General features: G+C 51.6%; 17 protein-coding genes. All 17 read left to right on the forward strand.

Annotation, left to right across the window (positions count from 1 at the left end):
- Positions 1 to 1440 carry a DUF4055 domain-containing protein gene (locus ACO0LH_RS11880; RefSeq protein ID WP_422941298.1) on the forward strand — a complete coding sequence of 480 codons (1440 nt, stop codon included), beginning with the start codon at positions 1 to 3 and terminating at the stop codon, positions 1438 to 1440.
- Positions 1440 to 2498 (forward strand): phage minor head protein, encoded by a 1059-nt coding sequence (locus ACO0LH_RS11885; protein ID WP_422941300.1) that lies wholly within the window; start codon positions 1440 to 1442, stop codon positions 2496 to 2498. The genes ACO0LH_RS11880 and ACO0LH_RS11885 overlap by 1 nt, the downstream gene beginning before the upstream one ends.
- Before the next feature lie 11 nt (positions 2499 to 2509).
- Positions 2510 to 2782, forward strand: a complete 273-nt coding sequence (locus ACO0LH_RS11890; RefSeq protein WP_422941301.1) for a hypothetical protein — start codon at positions 2510 to 2512, stop codon at positions 2780 to 2782.
- Positions 2776 to 3255 carry a M48 family metalloprotease gene (locus ACO0LH_RS11895; protein WP_422941302.1) on the forward strand — a complete coding sequence of 160 codons (480 nt, stop codon included), beginning with the start codon at positions 2776 to 2778 and terminating at the stop codon, positions 3253 to 3255. The genes ACO0LH_RS11890 and ACO0LH_RS11895 overlap by 7 nt, the downstream gene beginning before the upstream one ends.
- 110 nt (positions 3256 to 3365) lie before the next feature.
- Complete coding sequence (locus ACO0LH_RS11900) at positions 3366 to 4163, forward strand: DUF6651 domain-containing protein (RefSeq protein ID WP_422941303.1); 798 nt, start codon at positions 3366 to 3368, stop codon at positions 4161 to 4163.
- A 68-nt stretch (positions 4164 to 4231) separates the two neighbouring features.
- Positions 4232 to 5608: a P22 phage major capsid protein family protein gene (locus ACO0LH_RS11905; protein WP_422941304.1), complete on the forward strand. Its 1377-nt coding sequence runs from the start codon at positions 4232 to 4234 to the stop codon at positions 5606 to 5608.
- Between the two features lie 59 nt (positions 5609 to 5667).
- Positions 5668 to 5928 carry a HeH/LEM domain-containing protein gene (locus tag ACO0LH_RS11910; RefSeq protein WP_422941305.1) on the forward strand — a complete coding sequence of 87 codons (261 nt, stop codon included), beginning with the start codon at positions 5668 to 5670 and terminating at the stop codon, positions 5926 to 5928.
- A 3-nt stretch (positions 5929 to 5931) separates the two neighbouring features.
- A complete protein-coding gene (locus ACO0LH_RS11915) occupies positions 5932 to 6444 on the forward strand; it encodes a DnaT-like ssDNA-binding protein (RefSeq protein WP_422941306.1) in 513 nt (170 codons plus the stop codon).
- A gap of 59 nt (positions 6445 to 6503) precedes the next feature.
- Positions 6504 to 6812 carry a hypothetical protein gene (locus ACO0LH_RS11920; RefSeq protein WP_422941307.1) on the forward strand — a complete coding sequence of 103 codons (309 nt, stop codon included), beginning with the start codon at positions 6504 to 6506 and terminating at the stop codon, positions 6810 to 6812.
- Positions 6812 to 7306 (forward strand): hypothetical protein, encoded by a 495-nt coding sequence (locus tag ACO0LH_RS11925; protein ID WP_422941308.1) that lies wholly within the window; start codon positions 6812 to 6814, stop codon positions 7304 to 7306. Before ACO0LH_RS11920 ends, ACO0LH_RS11925 begins: the two co-directional genes overlap by 1 nt.
- Positions 7303 to 7710 carry a phage tail terminator-like protein gene (locus ACO0LH_RS11930; RefSeq protein ID WP_422941309.1) on the forward strand — a complete coding sequence of 136 codons (408 nt, stop codon included), beginning with the start codon at positions 7303 to 7305 and terminating at the stop codon, positions 7708 to 7710. Before ACO0LH_RS11925 ends, ACO0LH_RS11930 begins: the two co-directional genes overlap by 4 nt.
- An 89-nt stretch (positions 7711 to 7799) precedes the next feature.
- Positions 7800 to 9017 carry a phage tail tube protein gene (locus tag ACO0LH_RS11935; RefSeq protein ID WP_422941310.1) on the forward strand — a complete coding sequence of 406 codons (1218 nt, stop codon included), beginning with the start codon at positions 7800 to 7802 and terminating at the stop codon, positions 9015 to 9017.
- 85 nt (positions 9018 to 9102) lie between these two features.
- Positions 9103 to 9543 (forward strand): hypothetical protein, encoded by a 441-nt coding sequence (locus ACO0LH_RS11940; RefSeq protein ID WP_422941311.1) that lies wholly within the window; start codon positions 9103 to 9105, stop codon positions 9541 to 9543.
- Complete coding sequence (locus ACO0LH_RS11945; RefSeq protein WP_422941312.1) at positions 9471 to 9932, forward strand: phage tail assembly chaperone; 462 nt, start codon at positions 9471 to 9473, stop codon at positions 9930 to 9932. The genes ACO0LH_RS11940 and ACO0LH_RS11945 overlap by 73 nt, the downstream gene beginning before the upstream one ends.
- Positions 9933 to 10002: 70 nt before the next feature.
- Entirely contained in the window at positions 10003 to 15417 is a 5415-nt protein-coding gene (locus ACO0LH_RS11950; protein WP_422941313.1) for a phage tail length tape measure family protein, read from the forward strand.
- Positions 15417 to 16322 (forward strand): hypothetical protein, encoded by a 906-nt coding sequence (locus ACO0LH_RS11955; protein WP_422941314.1) that lies wholly within the window; start codon positions 15417 to 15419, stop codon positions 16320 to 16322. The genes ACO0LH_RS11950 and ACO0LH_RS11955 overlap by 1 nt, the downstream gene beginning before the upstream one ends.
- Positions 16322 to 16921 (forward strand): hypothetical protein, encoded by a 600-nt coding sequence (locus ACO0LH_RS11960; RefSeq protein WP_422941315.1) that lies wholly within the window; start codon positions 16322 to 16324, stop codon positions 16919 to 16921. Before ACO0LH_RS11955 ends, ACO0LH_RS11960 begins: the two co-directional genes overlap by 1 nt.
- Positions 16922 to 16929: the final 8 nt, after the last annotated feature.

Below are 16929 nucleotides of genomic sequence, written 5' to 3' on the forward strand. Positions count from 1 at the left end.
ATGCCCCTTAAAGTCAATCAAGTCAGCGATGCCGTAGCTGCGATGCAGCCCGCCTTGGCTAAAGTTGAGGCGCTGATGGGCGGCACTGAAGCAATGCGGGCGGCTGGTGAAACCTACATGCCCAAATGGCCGGCTGAGAAGACTGATGCATACACGATCCGTCTCAAGACTTCGACTTTGTACAATGTATTTGGCCGCACAATTGGCAATATGGCAGGGAAGCCATTCACCGAGCCAGTCAAGTGGACCGATATCGACACTACAGTCGAAGCCTGGTTTGACAATATTGACCTGGCTGGCAGGAATCTGCATGTGTTCGCAAAGGAAGTGTTCACCAGTGGGGTCAAAGACGGCATCACTCATGTTTTGGTGGATTTCCCAAAAACCACAGGATCTGACGGAAAGACGATATTGCGCACAAAAGCTGAAGAGCAGGCTGCTGGTGCTCGTCCTTGCGCGATTCATATCAAGCAGTCTCAAATACTTGGTTGGAAAAGCGAACGTGTCGCAGGTACCGAACAGTTGACCCAAGTGAGAATACTTGAATCGGTTACAGTGCCTGACGGTGACTTCGGTTCTAAAACAGTGGCACAGGTAAGATTGCTTGAACCAGGTATATGGCGGTTGTATCGTAAGAACGACAAAGACGAGTTTGTCGTTTATGAAGAGGGTACAACTACCCTGAAGAAGATACCGTTACTGACGTATTACACAAAACAAACTGGGTTCATGACTGCGACCCCGCCGCTAATTGACTTGGCAGACCTGAATATCAAGCACTGGCAGTCTCAAAGCGATCAGGATTCGCTTCTGCATATTGCCAGGGTGCCGTTGCTTGTACGTATCGGCATCGATAACAGCGAACAAGAAGCGCCCACGAATATCGGCAAATCAATAACAGATCTGCCAACTGGCGGAGACATGAAGTATGTCGAACACAGCGGGCAAGCCATCGGCTCAGGACGAGATTCGCTGAACGATCTCGAAGGCCAGATGGAAAGTATGGGTGCTGAACTCTTAAAAGTGCGGCCTGGTGACCGCACTGCTACGGAAGCATCACTTGATACAGCGCAGGCACAATGTCAATTGTCAGCCATGGCTAATGGTCTGGAAGATTTCCTCGACCAGGTCGTTGACGAGATGGCTGGCTGGGTTGGTCTGCCAAACCAGGGCGATATCGATGTGTTTGATGATTTCGCCTCTATCGCAGTGGATTCAACCACGTTGGCGCCGTTTGTTACGGGCATGTCCACGTTGGTTGCTGCGGCACTTTTGTCCCCAGAATCGGCTTTTGAGGAATGCAAGCGATATGGCGTCATCAACCCAGATCTAACCTGGGAAGCCGAAGCAGAGAAGATCAAAGCCGCCAGCATGGACTTGCGTGGTCAAAGTATGCAGCTTAATGTCAAGGATACGACCATCGACGAGACTGGGGCATAATGGGCGCTTTAGACATCCTACTGCGCGACCTGATCCTCATGAACGCGATCGATTTGACACGCCTCGAAGCGGCTGAAAAGGCGAAAGTACTTGAAATACTTAAGCGCCTTGAAAAAGACCTGGCCGCTTTGCTGCTGTCAGACGCGCTGTCTGGAATGGGTAAGGTTGCTATCAACGCGATCTTGCTTGATGCCCGTAGTGCGATCAAAGATGCGTATTCGGTCGCGCATGTTACTTCCTTGAAAACATTATCCGGGCTGGGTGAGGTTGAAGCAAAGGCAACGGCAAAAGCGGTTGGTAACGTCCTTAATATCACGATTGGGCCAGACTCATTGCCTGCTCAAGGATACTTGGACAAATTGGCAGCAAACACCCTGATTGACGGTTCCCCGTCAAAAGAATGGTGGTCGCGCCAGGCCGGCGATGTAGCCTTTCGGTTTTCTGCTGAGTTGCGCAAGGGCCTGGCCGCTGGCGAAACGAATCAACAGATCGTTGCGCGCATCGTGGGCAAAGATGGTCAACCTGGTGTGATGCCGATAGCCAGGCGCAACGCGGCCACTTTGGTGCAAACATCAGTTCAGGCCGTGGCAAGTGCGGCAAGAAAAGAAACTTTTTCGCAGTTTGATGATGTCATAAAAGGCACTCGGTTTCTGGCGACGCTGGATTCCCACACTTGCGAGATGTGCGCTGTGAGAGATGGCCTGACCTGGGACCTTGAAGGCAATGGCCTTGATGGAAACGATCTGCCGTATCAGGAAACGCCGTTGCATATGAATTGCCGGTGCGCTGAAACAGCTGTGTTGAAGACGTTTGCAGAGCAGGGCATTGACTTGCCTGAACTCCCCGACAACAGGACCAGGGCGTCCACTAATGGCCCGGTATCGAGCAAATTAACGTTTGCCGATTGGTTCAAAGGCAGGTCGGTTGCAGAGCAAAATGAGCAGTTCGGAAAGGGCAAGGCAGAGTTGTATCGCCAAGGCAAAATCAGTATGCGCGACATGCTGGACCAGTCTGGCAACCCGCTGACGCTTGAGCAGCTGCAAGCAAAGCATAAATAGGAATTGTAACCATGGCCGAGTTAAAACAAGTTCTTAGCCCAACTGGCGAAGTATGGGCTACGGCACCAGATGAAACCTGGAATCTTAGAGGTGAGTGCTGGCCGGAACCCGGCATATTGGTTGAAGCCTGCTGGTCAAAAAGATTCCAAGATCCGCCAAAATATCAATTTGCAGCAGTGTCATTGAAAAAAGTTGATGCAAGGGGCATGAGCGAATGGGCTAATGAATGGGGACAAACACTATGTTTCAACCCAGATTTTTGGCGACCGCTTCCTAATTGCTGAAACAAGTACACAGTTTATATGAACCGCCTGGAGCAATCCCGGCGGTTTTTGCTTTTGGGGTATTCAGAATGGCGTATTACTTGCTGGGCGCATGGGGTATTTGGTGTGCAGTGAACGTGGGCATGATGCTGTACTGCGCGTTCTGCATTAAACCCAATATGCCCTGTTTCAACGGCTTCAGAATCGTAATGCCGACCTGGCTGAGCCAAGTACTGACTGACGACGAACTTCGCGCAGTAGAAGCGCACGAGCGAGGTCACCGGCACCACCTGCACATCTGGCGCAATCTGTTGAGCCGATTGTTTTTCGTGCCACCAAGTGATGCGCAAAGGTTCTGGCAAGAAATTGAGGCTGACGATTATGCAGCCAAAGAGGGCAGGTCGCTATCGCTGGCTGTGGCACTTCGAAAGCTGTCACAGCATCCCGACGATATCCTCAGATCAGATCGACTGCTTCAAAGGATGGGAATTTAGTAATAACGAACCGACCTAAACAGTCGGTTTTTTTATTGCCCAAAGCAGGATTGCAGAGGGCGGAACGAGCCAGGCGCTCATCATTGGGCGGATGCCCGGAAAGTACCACCATGCCATTCAAATTTAACACCGACGGCAACATTGCCCTGGATGCCGACAAAAAACCGATTTATATCAATGCCGATGGCGCAGAAGCACCATTCGATGCAGATGCCACCGTCGCACATATCGGCAGGCTGAACGGTGAATCAAAAGCACACCGTGTCGCAAAGGAAGCTGCTGAAGCCGCGCTGAAGCCTTTCAAGGACGCGGGCATTGAAGATGCAGCCGCGGCCGCTCAAGCCATTACTTTGGCCAAAAATATCAAGGACGGTGACTTGGTAACTGCTGGCAAAGTGCAAGAAATCAAAGATGCCGCAACCCGTACAGCGCAAGAACAAGTGGCCAGTGCCACCCGCGCCGCTGAAGAAAAACAGCGTGCGCTTTCAGAGCAAAATGAAAAGCTCACACAGAATTTGAACAATCACATAATCGGCGGCAGTTTCACCGGCTCCAAATTCATCGCTGAAAAGCTGGCGATACCGGCCGATATCGCCCAGACCTTCTTCGGCAGCCGATTTAAAGTCGACGAAGGCAAACTCGTACCCATGGATGCGCAGGGCAATCCCATCTTCTCAGCTACACGCCATGGTGAGCATGCTGATTTCGAAGAAGCCATTCAGTTGATGGTTGGCCAGTATGCCAACAAGGACATGATCCTGAAAGGTTCTGGCGCATCCGGTGGCGGCGCCAGGGCAGGCGCAGGCGGTACCGGTGGCAAGAAAGAAATTACACGCGCCCAGTTTGATGCGCTCGACCCGGCTGCAAGAAGCAGTACATTGAAGGAAGGCACTGTCGTTACAGATTAATAGTTTTACCCAATAGTAAAGTGACCCATGGTGGATGCCGTGGAAAGGTTGTTTGGCTGGATGGCCGCATGAAGAAAACACATTTATCCAAATTATCGAAAGGTTCCACCATGAAAAAAACTCTCTTGGCCTTTATGGCCATGATCGCTTTGACATTCTCGACCGGCTATGCATTTGCTGGCCAGGTGTTTGGTCAAGTAACAGCGATCGCAACTGATGTTCGTAAAGCGGTGCATGATCGCGTGTTTGTATACCTGGCGCATTCTGGTCTGGTACTGGGCGCTAACACGCTGACCGGCTTGATTCCGACTATTTACGAGGCGCTCGATGTCGTCTCCCGTGAAATGATCGGTATGATTCCGGCTGTATCTCGCAATTCGAGCGCAGAACGTGCCGCGTTGAATCAGGTCATTAACGTGCCGATCACGCCAGCGACCACTTTGGCCGATAACACTCCTGCCGTCACCGCGCCTAATACAGGTGATCAAACCATCACCAACGTTGCGATGACAATCAGCAAATCTAAGCATGCGCCGATTCGTTGGAACGGCGAAGAGCAAAAGGGTCTGCTCAACGCAGGGACTTACGGCGGCATCTTGAACGGCCAGTTCCAGCAGGCATTCCGTACACTCATCAATCAGATTGAAATTGATCTGTTCACAACAGGGTATCAAAATGCTTCTCGTGCATATGGTACGCCAGGTACAGCACCATTCGGCACTTCAGGCGATTTGTCCGATATCGCTCAGACTCGCAAAATCTTGGACGATAACGGTGCGCCGCAGACTGATCTGCAAATGGTACTTGGTACAGCAGGTATTGCCAATTTGCGCGGCAAACAAAGTGTCTTGTTCAAGGTCAATGAAGCAGGTAGCGATTTGCTGCTGCGTCAAGGCATTATAGGTCGCCTGGAAGGCATGGACGTTCATAATTCCGCTGGCATCACTGCTGTAGCAAAAGGTACTGGCGCCAGTTACACCACGAGCACGGCCGGGTTCCCTGTTGGTACGACCCAAATCCCATTAATCACAGGTACCGGCACTGCATTGGCGGGTGACACTTTGACAGTTGCCGGGGATACCAACAAATATGTAATTACCTCTGGTATTTCGGCTCCCGGCACCATAACCATCGCTGCGCCTGGTCTTTTGGTCGCAATTCCTGCGTCTGCTCAAGCGGTCACCATCGGCAACTCTGCTACGCCTAACTTGGCATTTTCAAAATCGGCTATTCAACTGATTACTCGTTCGCCACAAATGCCGCTGGGCCCTGATGGCAAGCCTATGGATATGGCGGATGACGTGATCCAAGTGACAGACCCTGTCTCTGGTATCACGTTTGACGTCGCTGTCTATCGTCAGTTTATGCAACTGGTGTACCACGTCCGCCTTGCTTGGGGCTACCAGGCCATCAAACAAAACCACATCGCTTTGTTGCTGGGCTAATCCTCAGTTTTAATCCACAACAGGGAGGCTTCGGCCTCCCTTTTTCGTCGAGGTATAGAATGTCCAACACCTGCCCAACAGTCAAAGTCGTCGCGGAAGTCACCGAAGATAATCCGCTGGGTTTCATCGTCATCAACGAGTCAGATTTGACTGAAAACCAGCAAATATTCGTTGAAGAGGGCGATGCCGGCTTGACTGACAATGCAAAAATGACTGTCCCACAGATCAAAGACGCGCTGACCGCCGCTGGCATCGAGTTCGACAGCACCGCGAACAAAGGTGCTCTGCTGTTGCTGCTGAACGCAGGCAAACAAGGCTAACCTGTGTCTTTGATTACCGAAGACGGCACGATTGTTGCCGGTGCGGAGTCGTATTGCTCTGTCGTGGCCGCTGATAGCTATCACCTCAAGTTTGCAAATGCATCCTGGACTTTGCTGGACACGCCGACGAAGGAAGCAATGCTACGACGAGCGACTGCCTACATGCTGCAAGTCTATCGCTTGCGCTGGAAAGGTGTACGCATGTCCGCATTGCAGGTGCTGGACTGGCCACGGGCGGGTGTTTGTCTCGATGACGTCACGTTCAGTCGCTATCAGTATTTTCTGCCTCCTACGGTTGTTCCAGCAGAAGTGATCAATGCTTGCGCCTCGTTGGCACTCATAGCCAATACTGAAGACCTGGCGCCAGCCCTTGAGCGCGAAGTCATCAGCGAAAAGGTGGGTCCGATTGAAACAACCTATCGCCCTGGTTCAGCCGAATACAAACGGTATCGCGCAATTGACCTGATGCTAAAAATATACTTAGGCGCTACTGGTAGCGGGATCGTCCGCTCATGAGCTTTTCCACGCGCGCTGTCGCCACAGCACTTCGCCAGATCAATAAATTTGGCAAGAGCATGACTCATATCAATGTAGATCAGGGTGCTTACGATCCAACTACCGGTTCCGCTGCGACAAATGAAGCGTCCACCTCATTAAAAGGCCTGGTTGAAGATTACAACCGCCAATCAGACGGTGCTGCTTTTGTAAGTGGACTGGTACTGGAAGGCGACAAGAAAATAACGATCGCAGCAGCCGCGCTGACTGTAGTACCAGCGCCAGGCGATCGGATCACGTTTGATACCAGTGACATGACCATAAAAAATGTCAAAACAACCTTCGCCGGCGATCTGCCAGCTTTGTACGAACTCCATGCGAGGAATTGATGGGTAAATTTTCCCTTGAAATCGCAGAGTTTGCCAAGCGCGCTGTGGAAAAGGCCGATGCTGTCACACGGATGGCCATTACTGACCTGACGACTGATGTAGTTGAGCGCAGCCCGGTTGGTGACGCAAAACTGTGGCAAAGCCCACCGCCTAAAGGGTATGTCGGCGGTCGGTTCCGCGCAAACTGGCAATTGGGCGTTGAATCCATCCCTGACGGTGTTTTGCCCGATATCGACCCGAGTTCAGCCAGCGCAAATGCATCACTTAAGCGTGTTATTGGCGCTATCCCTTCTGACGCTGCTGGACGCTCGTACTACCTGACCAACAATCTGCCTTATGCAGAGCGCCTGGAATACGGTTGGTCTACCCAGGCACCGGCAGGCATGGTGGCAATCGCAGTTGTCCGCTGGCGCAACATTGTAGATGACGCAGTCAATAACCTGCGCAACGGTGACAGTAGTATGGCCGCAGGCTTCAAGGCATATCCAATATGAGCGCGATCAAAGTAAGAGCCGCGATCGAGACCGCGATATTGAACATGGTGCCACCGCTGCAAACGTCATGGGAAAACGTGGTGTTTCAGTCGACAACCAATGTCCCTTATCAAAAGGTTGAATGGATGTTTGCTCCGCCTGATAACTCAACGCTGGGCATGGGCTTCTATCGTGAGCAGGGGTATGTCCAAGTAACCCTGATGTACCCGATCGGCAAGGGTGCAGGGGATGCAAATACCCGTGCTCAACTGCTGAGAGACACATTTTTACGGGGTAGCGTCTTCATTAAGGACGGCGTCAAAACTTTCATAGTAAAAACGCCAGAAATAAGCAACGGCATGGTCGACGGTGATCGCTTCGCTTTGCCAGTGCGCATCCGGTTCATTGCCGACGTATTCAGTTAGATCACTCACATTTTCTTGAGCCGCCTTCGGGCGGCTTTTTCTTTTGGCTTGCCGTTGGCAGGCCTTTTTCATTTCTGAAAGGCTGGATCATGCCAACAATTGCACAAGGTATTAATAAAAAGGTCGCGTACAAACGCCAAACTGGTGTCGGCGTCATTGCCGCGACATCTGGTGCGCAGTACTTGCGCCGCAAGCAGTCCGTTTTCACTTTGAAACGTGACACCTATAACACCCAGGACGAAATCGCCAGTCATCAACAGTTGATCTCTGAGCGCCAGGGCGTGCAGATGGTCGATGGCAAGTTGAGCGGCCTGCTTTCTCCTGGCACGTATTCTGACTGGCTGGCCGCTTTGCTGCGCCGCGATTTCACGGCTGGTGCATCTGCTTCCGCTGTGTCAATCACTGTTGCAGGTACTGGTCCTTATACGTTGACTCGTGCCGCAGGTTCTTACCTGACAGATGGCTTCAAAATTGGCGACGTTATTCGCCTTTCTGTCGGGGCGCTGAACGCAGCGAACATCAGCAAAAACTTCCTCATCACCGGCTTGACTGCGCTAGTGGCCACCGGCATCCCGCTGAATGGTGTCGCCCTGGTGGCGGAAGGTCCGGTCACCGGCTGTACCGTAACTGTACAAGGCAAAAAGACATTTACACCTTCCACAGGTCAGACAAATATCTATTACACGGTCGAAGAATGGTCGTCTGACGTGACGATATCCGAAGTTTCTAAAGACATGAAAATTGGCCAGGTCGCCCTGAAATTGCCTGGTACCGGTAATGCTGAAGTGGATTTCACACTGGTTGGACTCGATCAAACAAGTGCCGCAACCCAGTATTTCACAACTCCTACTGCTGAAACAACTTCTAACGTATTGTCTACGGCAACCGGTGCTCTGATTCTTAACGGCGTTCAAAACGGTATCGTAACAAACATAGATTTGACAATCAACGGCCAAGAAACGCCGATGGACGGGGTCGTTGGCTCGAATCTGCGCCCAGACGCATACAGAAAGAAATTCCTGGTCTCTGGCACTTTTTCGGCGATGCTAAGTGATTCAACGATAGATGCGCTGTTCAGAAGCGAGACCGAAACGACACTAGTTGTTGCCCTGGCATCGGATCGCACCGCAGCGGCTGATTTCGTTTCTTTCGTATTGCCTCGTCTCAAGATCAAGTCATCGACGACCGATGACGGTGAAAAGGGCATCGTCGGGACATACGAATTTACAGCCTTGTATAACTTTGCCGGCGGCACGGGTATCAATTCCGAACTGACGACATTGTGCCTTCAGGACACCCTCGCATAACCCCCATTCAGCCTTCGGGCTGTGTCCTTTGCCCACCTCAGACGTGGGCTTTTTTATTTCCTGCATTTTATAAAAAGGTATAACCATGACACAAACATCCGTTGATATCGATAGTCTGCAAAGTGACGATCAAGGCGTACTCGATGTCCCAGTATCGTTCAATGACGATGCGGAGCCAGTCGCCGGTTTCAAGATCGTCGGTAAAAACTCTGCTCAATGCCAGGCAGTTGATCGCGAGATTGAAATTCTGGCTATCAAGCGCGCTGTCATCAAAAAACAGAAGATCGATGGCAAAACAGACGAAGGTGCCGGCCAACTCGTCGACCTGCATAAAGAAAACCAAACAAAGAGAGCGATCGCTGTCGTTGTAAGTATCTACGGTTTCAAATCCGGCACAACTGAACTGACCGCCACACCAGAAGTGTTGAAAGACATTTTCAGCAAGCGCCCCACATGGCTGGCCAAGATCACTGCCGCTCTGGAGGCAGACGAAGGTTTTTTGCCAGTCTCGTCGACGACCTCCTGACTTTTGCCCGGGCAGAATTCGTTCTCAGTGAAGAACAGAAGGACGGTAAGACACTGCGATGGCACCTTGAAGTAGCGCATGGCTCCATTGCACATTTAAGCGAGAGCGATCAGGTCCAATACATCCCTCAAGAAATCAGATCATTTTGGGATATGTATGTACGCCCTGTCACGGTACCGATAGAGCTTGAGTACCTCTGGCACTGGTTTCTGGATTTGCATCATTCTCGTGGAAATAATGGCATGGGGCCTGCGGTCATTACTTTTCAGGACATGCAGGCCTGGATGCAAGTAACAGGCAGGAAGCCCGAGAGGTTCGAATTAGACGCCATTCGGGCGCTGGACCGGCTTTATCTTGAATCACTTAATGTAAAAAACATATCCGAATAGCCACCTTTGTGTGGTTCAGTTTTCCGCCTTAAGCCAGCCTAACCGCTGGCTTTTTTATTTTGAGAGCCATATGTCAGAAATCGCCAACTTAGTCATCGCCATTGATGCAAGCAGTGCAAAAGCTGCTTTCGTCGACGTCGATAAGCTGACTGACGCTTCTGAAAAGCTTGATACGGCGACTGAGGAACTGGGCAAGACCTCGACCAAAACCAGCGAGATCATCGGCCGCCAGAACGAGCAGATGACGCAAAAGAAAAAGGTCACGGATGACGTGACTGATGCTGGCCAACGGTACATCAAAGCATTACAGCTGGAGCATGACCTGCTGGACAAGACTCGTGCGCAAGTCGAACGGGCAAACGCTATCGCTCAGCAATTTTCGAAGTCAGAACAGGACAAGGCTGCTGCAATTGGTGCAGCGATTGAGAAATTGCAAGCGCAAGAGCGTGTGGCCAGTGAGTTTGCGAAGGCGCAGGATGCAGCCGCGCGTAAAGCAGATGAATTCGTTGCCAGCCTCAAACGGCAAGCAGATACGCTGAATATGACCAGGCAAGAGATGCTTTCATATAAAGCCGCTCAGTTGGGCGTATCGACTGAGGCATCGCCATTTATTGAAAAATTGGGCGGGGCAGAAGGCGGAATGCACAAGCTAAATTTTGCTACAGCTGGCGCACGCCGAGAGTTGATTGTACTGGCGCATGAAGCCAGCCAAGGTCAATGGTCTCGCTTTGGTGGATCGCTGATGGTACTCGGCGAGCGGACAGATGCATTGGGCCTGCTTTTTAGCGGTACCGGCATGGCTATCGGCGCAGCGGCAGTTGTTCTGGGTGGATTTGCATATCTTGCAATCAAAGGCGCATCAGAGGTCAATGAATTTAATAAAACACTGATCGTTACCAATAACTATGCTGGCCTGACACGTGACAGCCTGCACACAATGGCCGAGGGCCTGGCCACATCACAAACCAGCGCCCATTCTGCCAGCGTCATGCTCGCAGAGTTAGCCGCTACCGGCAAATACACTGGCGGCGAAATTGAGGCCGTCGGCAAGATGGCTATCAAGATGTCCGAATTGACTGGCCAGTCTGCTGACGAAGTGGTCAAAGAATTCGACGGCATCACGAAGAACGTGACTACATGGGCAGCAAACGCCAATGAGAAATATCACTTCATGGGTGCCTTGGAGTATGAACGCATCCATCAATTACAAGAACATGGTCGCGCGCAAGAGGCGTTGATGGTGGTGATGGGGCTCATGGATAAAGCCATGGACACCTCGGCACAGAAGGTTGGCTATTTAACGCAGTGGTGGCAGGGCCTTAAATTTGTATTCACTGAAGTGATCAGTTCGGCAATGAACGTTGGAGCTGGCCTGAGTAAAGCAGATGTCGTTGCAGACGAAATTGCAAAACTCAACGCTTTGAAAAAACGCCTGGCCGAAGTACCCAGCATCGATATCTTCGGCACAAAAGATACCCTGGTGGCAGCAATCACTGAGCAACGAAAGGCAGTTACTGCTGCTGTCAAATCAGCCAATGATGAAGAAATTGCAGCCGGTAACAAGCAACGTGATGCCTTAATCAAAGGCCAGGCCGTTACTGCTCAAATCGAACTCGACAATTTAATCAAGGCCAATCGCACAAAGGAACAGATCCGCGCTGACGATGCGAGAAAAATCCAAATGTGGGCGGAAAAGGTCAATGCGGATTACCTCAATCAAGGTCTGGCTGAGAAGTATAACCAAGCCGCGATCGACAAATTGATTGAAGATGATGCTGAAAAGCACAAAGACAAAATGACCAAGATAGCCGGTCAGGACAGTCGTGGCGCTGAGCTGGCTGGGAAAATAAAGGCACAGCAGGACGAAATCGATTCTGAAAAACGTAAGAACGACGAACTCCAAAAACTTGATGACCTTTTGCGGAAATATCATCAAATTAGCGACGATGAATTTTACGACAATCAACAGACCCGGGCTTTGGCCCTGGAGCAGATTCAAGTTGAAAGTTACAAAAAGCAGTTGAAAACGTACGAGGACTTTGTCGTCAAGACAAATGTCGAAAGCGCCAAGCGCGCCAACGATATCGCTGCAACGCTCAAGAAAATCACAGAAGCAGAAGCAGCTTACGCGGATCATTCACGCAGGATCACTATCGAAAAAGGCCTTGCTCAAGATAAAGTCATTTCCGATTCCGATGACTTGATGAATAAGTACATATCGACGCTGACGAAAGAAGCAGACCAGCTTGAGGCAAACAACGTCGCAAAGGAACAATCGAAAGCTGCTGTCGAACGTCTCGATATCGCAACCAACAACCTGGCGATTTCGACCCAGCAAGAAGTCATCGCTACCGAAGCCGCCAAAGGCACCAACTATGCGATTTTGGATAGCTATCAAAAAATCATCGATAAGCTCCAAGAGATCAATTTTCAGAAAAACCGCAAGGCAACTGCGCTTGATATTGCCGATGAAGATAAGCGCATAAAGGAACAAGCCAAGAAGGCAGAAACTGCCTGGGAAGCAACCAACAAGTCAATTGGTGACGGTTTGTACAATGCCATCGGCCGTGGTGGCGGCAATGCCTTTAAGAAGCTACTTGAAGACGTGAAGAGTTGGTTCGCTCGCCTGGTATTGAGCCCGATTATCAGCCCGATAGCTTCGTTTGGTGCCTCGCTGATCAATCCGAGTGCCGCCAGCGCGCAGGGAAGTTATGGCAGTGCCCTTGGCTTGGCTAGTAATGGCATCAGCGGTGCCTCGAATGGAACAAGTTTAATCGGAAACGGAATCAGTGCCGTAGGTAGCTACTTTGGGTTTGGTTCAGCAGCTACACCAGGTGCAACGGCAGTTGGTACAGGCGCTCTGAATGCTTTAGGCATAGAGACAACATCTACAGCTATTGGAGGTTCCGCAGCTACAGGGGGTGGCCTAATGTCAGGTGCTGCTAGCGCCCTTGGTTCAATCCCGGTCATTGGATGGATTGCGCTGGCAGCTGCCGCCGCTGCTTACTTCGGTTCCGGTAAAGATCGCGTACAGACTGGCGTCGGCATATCCGGCAACTTGGGCACCCAAGACCTGACGCGTGACGTCTCGTGGACAAAAAACGGTGGCTGGTTTAATCCTGACACTTCCGGCACGTGGAAATATAACCTTGGGACGTCCAGTACCACTGTCGATGGACGTCAATACACGGACAGCGCAAACCAAACCAGCGACCAAGCGCTGCTTAAAAATGTGACCGGTGCTTATGATGCCCTGAAGACAGCATCGGCCGATTATGCCAAAACCCTCGGGATTGATGCGGCCTACCTCAAAGACCGCACACAAGCGATATCGGGCAGCCTGGGAACGACCGCCGAAGAAATACAGAAAAACCTGTCAGAAATCTTTAAAAACGTCGGCAACGATATCAGTGCGGAACTGCTGAACATCGGCACCAATGCCGGTGGCGGTCTCAAAGGCCTGCAAAAGGACGGTGAAGACGCCAGCACGACCCTGGCTCGCCTGGCGAATGACTTTAAGAGCGTGGACAGTGTCCTGCTGTCATTGGGTAAAGATTCCCAAGCGGCGTTTGGCGCAGTCGGCTTGGCATCAGTAGCCATGCGAGAAAAGCTGATTGACCTCGCTGGTGGCGCACAGGCATTTTCTGCAAACGCCGCCTATTTTGCGCAGAATTTCTTGACTGCGGCTGAGCAGATCAAGCCGACCATGGATTCAGTCACTGCAAAAATGTCAAGCCTGGGCTTGTCCAGCGTGACGACCATCGAGCAGTTTAAAAATGTGGTCAAAGGCTTAGACTTGTCGACAGAAGCCGGCAGGCAGGAATACACAGCCCTGATGCAGATCGCACCAGCGTTTAAGCAGGTCGCCGACTACACCACCGAACTCAACGCTTCGCTTGACAATACAGCTGCTGCCACACAGGCGGCAACAGATTTACTGAAGCAACGTAGATCCATGGAAATCCAGATCATGGAGCTGACAGGCGATGCTGCTGGTGCCCTCGCAGCCAAACAGGCTGACGAACTGGCTGCAATGAATTCCACATTGCAACCGTTACAGGAGCGCATCAACCTTTTGACCGCTGAACAAGAAGCCGCCGCAGCTGCTGCTGAACTAAGTAAGTCCAGAACGCAATTGCAAATAGGCTTGCTCGATGCATTGGGCGATGCCGAAGGATCTCTGGCACTGCAACGCAAATTGACACTGGATGCTACAACTGACCTCGTATCCAAAGACATTTTAACCAAGACGTTCGCCGCTCAGGACGCAGCGGCCGCTGCTCAAAAGGCGCAGGCTGCACAAGCCGCGGCACAGCAAGAGGCGCAGAGAATCCAGCAAGAGGCTCAGGCGGCTGCACAGGCAGCACAGCAAGCCTACGATCAACGCCTCAGCGCTGCCAAGTCTGCTTTGCAAACTGCGTACAACGCAGAGGCCACAGCAATACAAAACGTCATCAGCAAGATGCAGAGTTTTGCCACGGCCGCGCGCGCAATGCAGCTGACACTGGTGAATTCCGCTATTTCACCCCAAAGCATCGCCGATCAATATGCGAATGCCAAAGCAGACTTGCCGGGCGTAATTGCTGATGCAAATAGCGGCGACCAGACTGCAATTGCGAAATTGCAAAAATTTGTCGAACTCTCCCAGCAAAGCAACAGCAACTTTGTTGACTACGTAAAAGATTTCGACACGGTTCAAAACGTCCTGGACGATTCTGCAACCGCTGCCGAGCGCATGGTTAAACAAAACCAAAGCCAACTTGATCTGCTGAAAAGCCAGGTCGACGGCCTGCTGAACGTCAACAACAGCGTTTTGTCGGTCAGCGATGCGGTGAAGGCATTGCAAGACTTGATGGCGCAAGGCCTGGGCGGTGTGGCCAGCGCGGTCAACGGGCAATATTTGGCGAATAACCCTGCATCTGCATCATCTGCGGTCACTACAACGACCGTAATGACGCCAGACCAAATCTACGGCGGGTTGCCAGGAGAGGGAACATTGCAGGCCGCACGCAGCCAAGCGATGAAAAGCGACGCGCAAAAAGCCAAGCAAGTTCAGGACTACATCGATGCAGCCTATAAAAAAGACCTGGATTCCGTGACGGGATATGCGCCTGGTAACGATTACTACAACAGCCTCAATACCAAGTACTTCGGTGCTGCTGCTTTCGAAAAGTTTGCTCGTCAACTCGGGTTGTATGCCAATCCGTTGACAGGTGCTGGCTATGGCCTGCCTGTTGATGACGGTTCGCATGCGGACGGACTTGACTTCGTACCCTTCGACGGTTACCGGGCAAAGCTACATCACGGTGAACGCGTCAAAACAGCTGCACAAGCCAGGCAAGAAGACAAAGGGCAAACCGAACTGATCAATGAAATACGTCTCATGCGGGCTGAAGTCCGGGCGGTTGCAAGCAATACCTCTGGCACCTACAAGACCCTGGACCGCTGGACAAACGTGGGCATGCCTGCAACGGAGTCACCATAATGAAATTTGTTCGCCCGATTGCAATTACTGATTCGGTATTGACGAGCAGTACCGTTGCCGAAACCGAATACACCGAATGGGCCGCTGGTACTGCCTATACAGTCGGTACAACCGTTCGCAGAACGGTGACAGGTGTGCATCGCTGCTACACGTGTCTGGTTGCTAATACTGGTAGTGCACCAGAATCCAGCACAACAGGCACCTCACCCAAGTGGCAAGATATCGGCCCTACTAACCGGTGGGGCATGTTTGACAGTCAGGTTGGTACGGCCACGACAGTTGCCACATCGCTGACAGTTGTTCTGGACCCAGGCAATATCGATTCGCTGGGCTTGCTGCAACTGCTCGGCGACAGCGTGCATGTTTCCATGACCAGCGGTGCGACGACTGTCTATGACCAGACTTTCAGCCTAGTCTACGGCGCGGCAATTATGGACTGGTTCGCCTATTTCTTCGACCCGATCAACAAGAAAACTGACCTGGTTGCAACAGATCTGCCTCCTTATGCCAGCGGAGTTCTGACCATAACTATTTCAACGGCATCCGGCAACGTCAGTTGCGGCATGTGCGTGGTAGGGCAGGCGTTTAACCTGGGGAATACCCAATACGGGGCCAGCATTGGGATTGTCGACTACAGCCGAAAGGATATCGACACCTATGGCAATCCCACCATCACCAAGCGCAAATTCGTCAAAAAGTTGGATGCCAAGGTGATGGTCGATTCGACGATTATGGATGCCGCCGTCATCGCCTTGTCTGCCTGGCGCAGCACGCCAGTGCTGTGGATCGGTGCTGACAATCTTTTTACCAGTTTGATCATCTTCGGATTTTATCGAGATTTTTCAGTCGAAATCACCTATCCGACCATGACTTTATGCTCTCTCTCAGTTGAAGGAATCATCTAATGGCGATGACACCATTACCGCCGTCACCGACGCGCGCCAACCCAAGCAACTTTGCAGCTACTGCCGATACATTCGTAACCGCTTTACCTCAATTTGTCACGGAAGCAAATGCCCTGCAAGTCGATGTGATGAATAGGCAGACAGATGTTACTGCTCGCCAGTCAGACGTGACTACAAGGCAGGCAGACGTGGTCACCAGGCAGGCGGACGTCGTCACTCGGCAAACCGACGTACAGAACAACCAGGCACTTGCCGCAGCCAGCGCTGCTAGCGCGGTCAATGCGCCCGGGACTTCCGCAACAAGCACCACAAGTCTGACGGTTGCCCCTGGGCCGCAATCATTGACGCTTGCGCAAACCGGGAAATCGTTTGCAGTTGGCCAGACAATCGTCATTGCAAATACGGCATCGCCAGCAATTCAGATGATTGGTGCCATCACCACATTTAACAGCGGTACCGGCGCAATGACTGTCAATGTCACCTTGCCAGTCGGATCTGGAACTCTCAGTGCCTGGACAATTTCGCTGTCCGGTCCACAGGGATCAGCTGCTGGTGCCACAAGTCCGGCGCTGAATATCTTCATGTATAACAACTTTTAAGGATTGCC

This window comes from Undibacterium sp. TJN19, assembly GCF_049339485.1.
In the GTDB taxonomy this organism is placed as follows: Bacteria; Pseudomonadota; Gammaproteobacteria; order Burkholderiales; family Burkholderiaceae_D; genus Undibacterium.